9 protein-coding genes are annotated in these 9,460 nt (G+C 49.7%); all 9 read left to right on the top strand.

The window, feature by feature from the left end; genetic code table 11:
- Positions 1–181 precede the first annotated feature (181 nt).
- The gene (gene grpE, locus QUB16_RS08615; RefSeq protein ID WP_333315511.1) at positions 182–976 is read left to right on the top strand and encodes a nucleotide exchange factor GrpE; all 795 of its coding nucleotides are present in this window, start codon (positions 182–184) and stop codon (positions 974–976) included.
- 296 nt (positions 977–1,272) lie between these two features.
- Positions 1,273–3,486, top strand: a complete 2,214-nt coding sequence (gene dnaK / locus QUB16_RS08610) for a molecular chaperone DnaK (protein WP_333315509.1) — start codon at positions 1,273–1,275, stop codon at positions 3,484–3,486.
- A gap of 132 nt (positions 3,487–3,618) precedes the next feature.
- Positions 3,619–4,746, top strand: a complete 1,128-nt coding sequence (dnaJ, locus tag QUB16_RS08605) for a molecular chaperone DnaJ (protein WP_333315507.1) — start codon at positions 3,619–3,621, stop codon at positions 4,744–4,746.
- Positions 4,747–4,897: 151 nt separating this feature from the next.
- A complete protein-coding gene (locus tag QUB16_RS08600) occupies positions 4,898–5,188 on the top strand; it encodes a sulfurtransferase TusA family protein (RefSeq protein ID WP_333315506.1) in 291 nt (96 codons plus the stop codon).
- Positions 5,185–6,435: a ribosome small subunit-dependent GTPase A gene (gene rsgA / locus QUB16_RS08595; RefSeq protein ID WP_333315504.1), complete on the top strand. Its 1,251-nt coding sequence runs from the start codon at positions 5,185–5,187 to the stop codon at positions 6,433–6,435. The genes QUB16_RS08600 and rsgA overlap by 4 nt, the downstream gene beginning before the upstream one ends.
- A 241-nt stretch (positions 6,436–6,676) precedes the next feature.
- Positions 6,677–7,462, top strand: a complete 786-nt coding sequence (locus tag QUB16_RS08590; RefSeq protein ID WP_333315503.1) for a MotA/TolQ/ExbB proton channel family protein — start codon at positions 6,677–6,679, stop codon at positions 7,460–7,462.
- A 15-nt stretch (positions 7,463–7,477) separates the two neighbouring features.
- Entirely contained in the window at positions 7,478–8,203 is a 726-nt protein-coding gene (locus QUB16_RS08585; RefSeq protein WP_333315501.1) for a biopolymer transporter ExbD, read from the top strand.
- Positions 8,204–8,833: 630 nt separating this feature from the next.
- Positions 8,834–9,031, top strand: coding sequence for an NblA/ycf18 family protein (locus QUB16_RS08580; RefSeq protein WP_006635253.1), 198 nt, complete (start codon positions 8,834–8,836; stop codon positions 9,029–9,031).
- A 67-nt stretch (positions 9,032–9,098) separates the two neighbouring features.
- Entirely contained in the window at positions 9,099–9,272 is a 174-nt protein-coding gene (locus QUB16_RS08575; protein WP_333315499.1) for a hypothetical protein, read from the top strand.
- The last annotated feature ends 188 nt before the right edge of the window (positions 9,273–9,460 follow it).

The following is a 9,460-nucleotide window of genomic DNA, read 5'->3' as shown; positions in this document are numbered from 1 at the left end:
TTTGAGCGTATAGAGGTGCTTTGATAACGCCTCCCGTGAGTTTTCGGATTCATTCAAGAATCCCCGTGGCTTCAGCCCTGGGGAGTATCAAATTGTGCCATACACAGTCAATTCGAGTCGTATAGATTTACCGGGTTAACTGTATCTGCTAGAATTGATAGGGTTCTGTCGCGCAGCTTTTATGATTGACGAGGAAAAACAGCAAGATCAAGATCCTAACTCAACTGGGGAAACCACCCCAGAGGGTTCGCCAATGGCAAGCGAAAATCCGGCGGCATCAGGAAACTCGAACGAATCGGCGGATTGGGAACTCGAACTTGCTCGAGCTTATCAAAGTGCTCAGGGCGATCGCACCCCAGCAAACGCATCGGGGCCTACCGTCACCGGCAGTTCAACCAACAGTCCGACTGCAGACGCGGCGGAGCCTTGGAAGAAGGAACTGGCCCAGGCCAACGATGAAAAAGAGGCTTTAAAAACTCAGTTGCAAGCCGCATCCGCTCAACTAGAAGAACTGAAAAATCAAAATCTCCGCCTAGCAGCAGATTTTGAAAACTTCCGCAGGCGTACCCAAAAGGAAAAAGAAGAGCTAGATTTACAGGCAAGGTGTCTCACGATTAAACCCCTGTTGCCGGTAATTGACAATTTCGAGCGCGCTCGATCGCACATCAAGCCGCAAACCGATGGCGAAATGAACATTCACAAAAGCTACCAAAGCGTTTACAAGCAAATGGTAGATAGCCTCAAGCAAATCGGGGTTTCTCCGATGCGCCCCGAAGGCGAACAGTTTGACCCCAACTTCCACGAAGCTCTGCTGAGCGAGCCAACTGACGAACACGAGGAAGGAACAATTATCCAAGAACTAGAACGCGGCTACATTCTGGGCGATCGCGTCTTGCGGCACGCCAAAGTGAAAGTTGCAGCGGCTGGGCTATCTGTGGTAGCCTCAGATGAAAATCCCGATAGTTCGGAAGGTTAATCGGGATACAAGCTACTGCATTGCTCAAAGTCACTGACCCCCGAATAGAATTCGGGGGGTCCAAGGTGGCCGACTCACCAACTTCTTAATTAAAGATGACTAAAAGCAGGTCAGCGCTTTATCCAAAAATTCTGAAAAATGTTTTTACCCGTCTTTGATATTGCGTGATTGACATCAAGTTTATTTCCTACAAATCTGGTCGGGTGATGCTTGTTGATAAACAAGCTGAGTCGTTTTTCCTCCCCCAACCTGTAGTTGGAGGTTTCCAAACATCCCACAAAGTTTTATGAGGCGCTATGGGAAAAATTATTGGAATTGACTTAGGCACAACTAACAGTTGCGTAGCTGTGTTAGAGGGCGGTAAACCCGTCGTGATCGCCAATTCCGAGGGCGGCCGCACAACTCCTAGTATAGTAGGATTCGGCAAGGCGGGCGATCGCTTAGTAGGTCAACTAGCCAAGCGGCAAGCTGTAACTAATGCTGTAAATACTGTCTACAGTATCAAACGATTTATCGGACGGCGGTGGGACGACACGGAAGAAGAACGAGCGCGGACTCCCTATACCTGCATAAAAGGCAAAGACGATACCGTTAACGTCCAAATTCGGAATAAGGTTCACACTCCCCAAGAAATCTCGGCAATGGTACTCCAAAAGCTCAAGCAAGATGCTGAAGCTTATTTGGGACAAACTGTTACGCAAGCCGTGATTACAGTACCCGCCTACTTCACAGACGCCCAACGGCAAGCTACTAAAGACGCCGGTACGATCGCGGGTCTAGAAGTCCTGCGGATCGTCAACGAACCGACGGCGGCCGCCCTTTCCTACGGGCTGGACAAGCAAAATATAGAACAGAAAATCTTGGTCTTTGACCTGGGCGGCGGTACTTTCGACGTTTCGATCCTGCAACTGGGAGACGGAATTTTTGAAGTCAACGCTACCTCCGGTAACAACCATCTCGGAGGAGATGACTTTGACGACTGCATTGTCCAGTGGCTGGTAGAAGCTTTCCGCACTCAAGAAGGCAGTGACCTCTCACAAGACAAAATGGCCTTGCAGCGCCTCCGAGAAGCTGCGGAAAAAGCGAAAATCGAACTCTCCAACCGGGAATCCACCTCAATCAATTTGCCCTTCATCTCTTCTGACGAGAAAGGGCCGAAGCATTTGGAAATGGAACTCTCCAAAGCTCAGTTTGAAAAACTGGTGGCTCATTTGGTGCAAGCGACGATCGATCCGGTGACTCAAGCCCTCAAAGACGCAAGTTTGACCCCCAAAGACATAGACAGAATTATTTTAGTGGGAGGCTCAACCCGGATTCCGGCAGTTCAAAAGGCAATTAGCAAGTATTTTGGGGGCGTTTCTCCCGATAAATCCGTCAATCCCGACGAAGCTGTAGCGGTAGGCGCGGCAATTCAAGCCGGGGTGTTGGGTGGTGAAGTCAAAGACTTGCTGCTGCTCGATGTCACGCCGCTCTCCCTGGGGCTCGAAACCTTGGGCGGGGTGTTCACCAAAGTAATCGAGCGCAATACAACTATTCCCACCAGCCGATCGCAAATGTACAGCACGGCGGCAGACGGGCAAACCTCGGTAGAAATTCACGTACTCCAAGGCGAGCGAGCATTGGTTAAAGACAATAAAAGTCTCGGCAAATTCCTGCTCAAAGGCATTCCCCCAGCTCCCCGCGGCGTACCTCAAATCGAAGTTACCTTTGAAATCGATGCCAACGGGATTCTCAAAGTGGCTGCTGAAGACAAAGGAACCGGAAAAGAACAAAGCATCCAAATTTCCAATACAGGGGGATTGAGCGAAACGGAAGTCGAGCGGATGCGACAAGAAGCCGAACTTTACGCCGACGAGGACATCAAGCGCGCTCTACTCGTCGAACTCAAAAATCAAGCTGACTCCCTCGTCTATAATTGTGGTGTAACTTTAAAAACCAACGCGCAACTGCTGAGCGACGAGCTCAAGGCCGAAGCGGAAACAGCCGCAGCAGCCTTGCGGGCAGCGATGACTAACCCCGACATCACAATCGAGGAACTTACCCCCGCAATCGAATCTTTCAAGCAACTGCTATACTCGCTGGGGACTGCAGTCTACGACCAAGCCCGCAGCGGGGTAGCCCCGTCAGGATCTGTTGTTGAAAGCGAGATGATGTCAGAAGTAGAATCATCAGAACCAGAAGAGGTTCAAGCGGACGACGACAGCATTTTGCTGAAAGAAGAGCTGCAGGTGGCGCCCCAAGCTCCGCCGGCACCAAAGCCGGAACCAAAGCCGGCACCAAAGCCGGCACCAAAGCCGGAACCAAAGCTGGAATCCAAGCCGGAATCCAAGCCGGAGCGACAGTCAAAACGACAGTCAAATCCACAGTCAAATCCACAGTCAAATCCACAGTCAAATCCACAGTCAAATCCACAGTCAAGTCCACAGTCAAGTCCACAGTCAAGTCCACAGTCAAAACAAAAACAGAAGGTTCCCGAACCAGAAGTTGATGATATGAATCCTTTCCTTTAAAACAGAAAAGCTAAAAATTAAAAGTTAAAAATTAACAATGAGAATTTTTGATTTTTAATCTGTAATTTCAGGAAAGGTAGACCGTTTTTTTTTCGTACACTTTTTGTTATTTACCTCCAGGCAAGCAGCTCTATGGCCGGTGATTACTATGAAATATTAGGCGTTTCTCGCAGCGCAGACAAAGAAGAAATTAAGCGTGCTTACCGCCGCCTAGCTCGCAAGTACCATCCAGATGTCAACAAAGAATCCGGTGCCGAGGAGCGGTTTAAAGAAATTAACCGCGCCTACGAGGTACTCTCAGAACCAGAAACCCGCGCCCGTTTCGATCGTTTCGGCGAAGCAGGGGTCAGCGGTGCAGGCGCGCCGGGGTTCCAAGACTTTGGTGACAGCTTTGCCGATATTTTTGAAAGCTTCTTTCAGGGTTTTCAGGGAGGTGTCGGTCAACAACAGCAAGGTCGCAGGCGCAGCGGGCCGGTGCGCGGAGACGATTTGCGACTCGATTTGCGGCTGGATTTTCGGGAAGCAGTGTTTGGTGGGGAAAAAGAACTCCGCATCAAGCATCTAGAAACCTGCGAAACTTGCACGGGGACTGGCGCGAAACCGGGAACCCGACCCCAAACCTGCTCGACTTGTACCGGTAGCGGTCAAGTCCGACGCGCTACCCGCACTCCTTTCGGCAGCTTTACTCAAGTTTCAGTTTGCCCCACTTGCAACGGCACCGGGCAAGTGATTGAGGATAAGTGCGAAACTTGCGGCGGCCGGGGCCAGAAAGAAGTGATGAAAAAGCTGAAAATCACAATTCCGGCTGGGGTTGACAACGGTACTCGCTTGCGGGTTTCCAATGAAGGGGATGCCGGCAAACTGGGCGGGCCGCCCGGAGACCTTTACGTGTTCTTGGCGGTGAATGAAGACCCGCTATTTAAGCGCGACGGCACTAACGTTAGCTCGGAAGTTAAGATTAGTTATTTGCAAGCAATTTTGGGGTGCCGGTTGGAAGTGGAAACCGTAGACGGGCCCACGGAATTGTTGATTCCTAGCGGAACTCAGGCAAATACGGTTTTGACTTTGGAGAAAAAAGGGGTGCCTCGGTTGGGAAATCCAGTCAGTCGCGGCGATCATTTGATTACGGTGTCTATTGACATTCCGACTAAGGTGACGGCTGAGGAACGGGATTTGCTGATGCAGCTTGCTAAGCTGAAGGGCGATCGTACTGGTAAAGGCGGCTTGGAAGGGTTTCTGGGTAATTTGTTTCAGAAATAAGGAAAAAGTGAGCGCAATTGCGCTCATTTTTTCCATAAATAATAATCTGTGTCCAATTGGACACAAAATTTCCATAAATAATAATCTGTGTCCAATTGGAGGGAATTTGATTGCTTCTTCCTTCTAGCTTCTTCCTTCTTGCTTCAGCTATATGAATTCAACATCGAAAATTGAAAATCCCAAATCCCCAGATGCCAAAATCGATCTGCGGGGTACTCCGTGTCCTCTCAATTTTGTCCGCACTAAACTGCGCTTGGAGCAAATGGCACCGGGCTCAGTTTTGGAAGTGTGGCTGGATGCTGGGGAGCCGATCGAACAAGTGCCCGATAGTCTCAAAATGGAAGGCTACCAGATTCTCGAAACGCAATTTGTCGCGGATGAGCCGGAGTCGGGCTTTTTTTCAATGAAAGTGCAGCGCCCCGAACACCAGGAAGCAGGATGAGCCTGAATTCGCCCTCGATCGTCGGTACTGTAATTGCTGTTCAGGCTAACTTCTACCAAGTGAGGTTAGATCCCGAAGTCTCCATTGACGGGAAAAATGCTCCCCTCGCTGATTCTCCGATTCTCCTGTGTACTCGCCGCACTCGACTGAAAAAAATTGGCCAACAGGTGATGGTGGGCGATCGGGTGGTGGTAGACGAACCGGACTGGACTGACCGCCGGGGAGCAATTTCTGAAGTCTTCCCGCGCCAAACAGAACTCAACCGCCCGCCTGTAGCTAATGCCGATCGCATTCTCCTTGTTTTTGCCCTTGCTGAACCCGACTTAGATCCGGCATCATTAACTCGGTTTTTAGTCAAGGCCGAATCTACAGGTTTAGAGGTAAGTTTGTGCCTGAACAAATGCGATTTGGTCACGCCCCAGGAGTTGGAACAGTGGCGCGATCGGCTTTCAGGCTGGGGCTACGAACCCATGTTTATTAGCGTCCGCAGCGGTGTCGGAGTTCAGGAAACCTCCCCTAATGGTCAAAATGAAATTTTTGCCTCGGAACCGCCTTTCCATGACTTAGTGGAGAAAATAGAGCGCTCTCGGCTGATTTCTGAGGATAACCCCCAAATTCCAAATTCGGTCAAGGCGTTACATCCGTTAAATCCCGTACATAGCCCGTTGCCGAACTTCCTTCTGCAGCACTTGCAAGGGAAAATAACGGTAATTTGTGGCCCTTCTGGGGTTGGCAAGTCCAGCTTGATCAACCAACTGATTCCAGCCCTGAATCTGCGAGTGAACGCTGTTTCCGGCAAACTCGGCCGCGGCCGCCATACGACTCGCCACGTAGAACTATTTGAACTTCCCGGCGGCGGACTTTTGGCCGATACTCCGGGCTTTAATCAGCCGGCTCTCGAATGCGATCCGTCCGAGTTAGCTGAATATTTCCCAGAAGCGCGCCAGAGGCTGGCTGTGGGTAGCTGCCAGTTTAGCGACTGTTCGCACCGAGACGAGCCTAACTGTGTGGTGCGGGGCGGTTGGGAGCGCTATGAGTATTACTTGCAGTTTCTCGAAGAGGCGATCGTCCGCCAGCAACAAGAGCAAAACTCTAGTAGCGCCGAATCGAGTTTGAAGCAGCAAACCAAGTCGGATGGTACGCAGCATTACGAACCGAAGCTGCAAACTAAAAAATATCGCCGCTCTTCCCGCCGCCTTCAACACCAATCGCTGCAAGATATGTGTCAAGATTTAGACGAGTTGTGAGGAAGTCGCCGCCCATCGCCCGTAGGTACTAGACAACAGTACCAAGACTTACCCAGAAACCGGGTTTGCTCGACGAAAATACTTCGTTGTACCCCGATGCCCATTTCCCAAAATCGGCTTTCTTTAGTGGCGAGTGCGTAAGTCCTGAGTACATTAATAGCTAAAATTAAATGGCCTTAGATTTGTTAAAAAAAGTAGAACAGAAGCAAAAGTTAGCGGGTACTGCAGGAGCAAAAATATTGTGAATATTCAAGAACTGTTTCAAAAAGGCGGCCCCGCCATGTGGCCCCTGTTGCTGTTATCGATTCTATCTTTGAGTACCATTATCGAGCGCTTGTGGTTTTGGGCGAGCCTCCTGAGCAAAGAAAAGCAGATAGTGAACCGCATTCTGGAAGCGGCTCGCAGCGATTGGGGGGCGGCTAACGAGATTGCCAGACAAGCTAACCGACAGCCGATCGGGCGATTTCTTTCTGCACCCCTGCGGCTCTACAATCCCGAACCAGATTTATTTCGACTCGCACTCGAAGCTGCAGCCGATGAAGAGTTGGCTTCGATGCGTCGCGGTGACAAAATCTTAGAAGCTACGATCGCTCTAGCCCCGTTGCTGGGCTTGCTGGGAACAGTTTTGGGCTTGATTAACTCGCTCAGTTCCATCCGTCTGGGCGACATCGGCACGGCGGCAACAACTGGCGTAACTTTGGGGATTAGCGAGGCGCTGATCACGACTGCTACTGGGATGGTAGTAGCAATTTTTACCTTGGTGTTTTATCGGATATTTCAAGCTTTTTTGTTCAACCAGGCAAAAATATTTCGCAAAGCTGGAAATGAACTGGAATTGCTTTACAGACAATACTGGCCTGCTGCTAATGCTAAGGGTCGAGTGTCCGGTGCAGAATACAGCAATTCTTCTTTTGGTGCAGATGGTTTGAACAGGCGTTCTCTCAATTCTCAAGAATCGGGAGAACGGAATCGGGAGCCGAAATTGAAAGGTTCCGATCCGGCTGAAGATTCACCTTCTAATAATTAAAACTCCTGAGAACTGATGAAGATTAATCTAGATACTCCTGCTGAAGAGGCTCGGATTGAACTGGTGCCTTTAATTGACGTGATCTTTTGCATTCTGACGTTTTTTCTCCTGGCGGCTTTGCAATTGACTCGGCAGCAAGCCATTAATGTCGATTTGCCTAAAGCGAAGACTGGACAAACGCAGATGCGAGAGATGCTGATTGTCAGCATTGACGATTTCGGGCAAACTTATATCGACCAATTGCCTGTTAATTTCCAACAGCTCGATCGAGTTTTAAAGAGTTTCCAAAGCCAAAATCCTACGGGGTTGATGGTGCTGTACGCTCCTCAAAATGCGAGATATGCCAAAGTTGTGGAGGTTTTAGACAAATTGAGAGAGGTAGGGGGCGATAGAGTTGCCCTGGCAACTCTTCCTAGTTCGGCTCCCTCCCCATTGCCCAATACCTCGCTTCCCAATTCTGGCATTCCTGCGGCACCTGCGATCGGCAATTCCGGTCAACCCCTGCCGTCTCCTGTGCCTCCACAGCAGCAACAGTTCAATCCCAATCAGTTTCAATCCCCTCTCCCGGCTCCACAGCAGCAGTTCAATCCCAATCAGTTTCAATCCCCTCTCCCCGCTCCACAGCAGCCTAGTAACTTTGGGGCAAATCAGGGCATTCCTCCTGTTTCGCCTGCACCCGCTGCTCCCAATTTCCGACCCGGAATCGCCAATCCACCGCAGGATGGCGGGCCCTCGAATTAGTTAGGAAGAAGGAAGAAGGTTCGGCAACGGATTGTGTAACGGATGTAACGGATGTAACGGATGTCAGTCCGATGGAAGTCGGAAGAAGGGAGAAGGAAGAAGGGGGAACTGAGAAATAGAAATTTTCCCAATCTCCTCATCTCCCGCTCTCCCGCTCTTGGGCTCTCCTCATCTCCCCCTTTCCTCATCTCCTCATCTTTCAATCTCCCCCTTTCCCCATCTCCCCCTCTCCCCATCTCCCCCTCTCCCGCTATCCCCCTCTCCTCATCTCCCCCTCTCCTCCTCTCCCCTTCTCCCCCTCGCCGAGAGAAGCTCCACCCGATTTGGTATAAACGGCTTCAATTCTTTTGGTTCGTACTGAGCCTTTTTTCTCTTGACAAGTAGATACACTTGTATGTGCCTGCAGAAGGAACTTTTGCAGACATCTCGCCATCTCTATCGCTAAGTAAGTTATTTCCTAAGAGAGATGGTAATTTTGTCAAATTATTGTTACCTTTTGTAATATAGACTAAAGCCAGATGGGCCATCGGGCATCCCGAAACCAACTGTCGATCGCTGAAACAACTTACAAATCTGGTTAATCCAGGTGTTCAGTTTTAAGTCACCTTTACTTACAGAGGAGTCAAAGTCATGAGCCAACCAGCAGAATTGTCTTTGGAACAGCAATTTAGCCTGTGTTCCTTCAAAACACAGGTAAGTGACATGAGCCGCGAACAAGCTCAGGAGTTTTTGGTCAAGCTTTACGAGCAAATGATGCTACGAGAAACCATGTACCGCCATTTTCTGAAACACCACTGGGGTTTAGAACCTAACCCAGGCGTTGAGTAACCAAGAGTCGCAGTCGGCGACCTCCGTCTCTTACTCTGTTCCCTCATGCGGAAAGGAGTTGGGGGTGATGGGGCGTCACTCGAAGGCAGAAGGTAGAAGGCATCTGTACAGACGTGAGGAAAATTTGACAATTCCTTTGTGGATTTCACTGAATGTGGAAGTCGAGGTCAGCAGTTTGTCGATCGACACCACCGGAGATCGCAAAGATAATTTATCGCGCCGCGCCTCGAAAATTGGATAACTCTTAATAATAAGTGTTAATTTTTTAACCCATTAAAATTTTTAACTATTTAATATATTTGTCCTTAGTTGCAGCGGATGAGGTTTGACAGCAATGGCGCTAGTCGGACATCTGAGCGCGACCTCCGACTAGCACAACCTTCAGTTTTCACATCAAACCCTAGAACTCGCAAATGTGGACTCTAGAAA

Origin of the sequence: Microcoleus sp. D3_18a_C4 (assembly GCF_036702415.1) — a bacterium.
Taxonomy (GTDB): Bacteria; Cyanobacteriota; Cyanobacteriia; order Cyanobacteriales; family Microcoleaceae; genus Microcoleus.
This window is presented reverse-complemented; position numbering and strand designations above follow the sequence as displayed.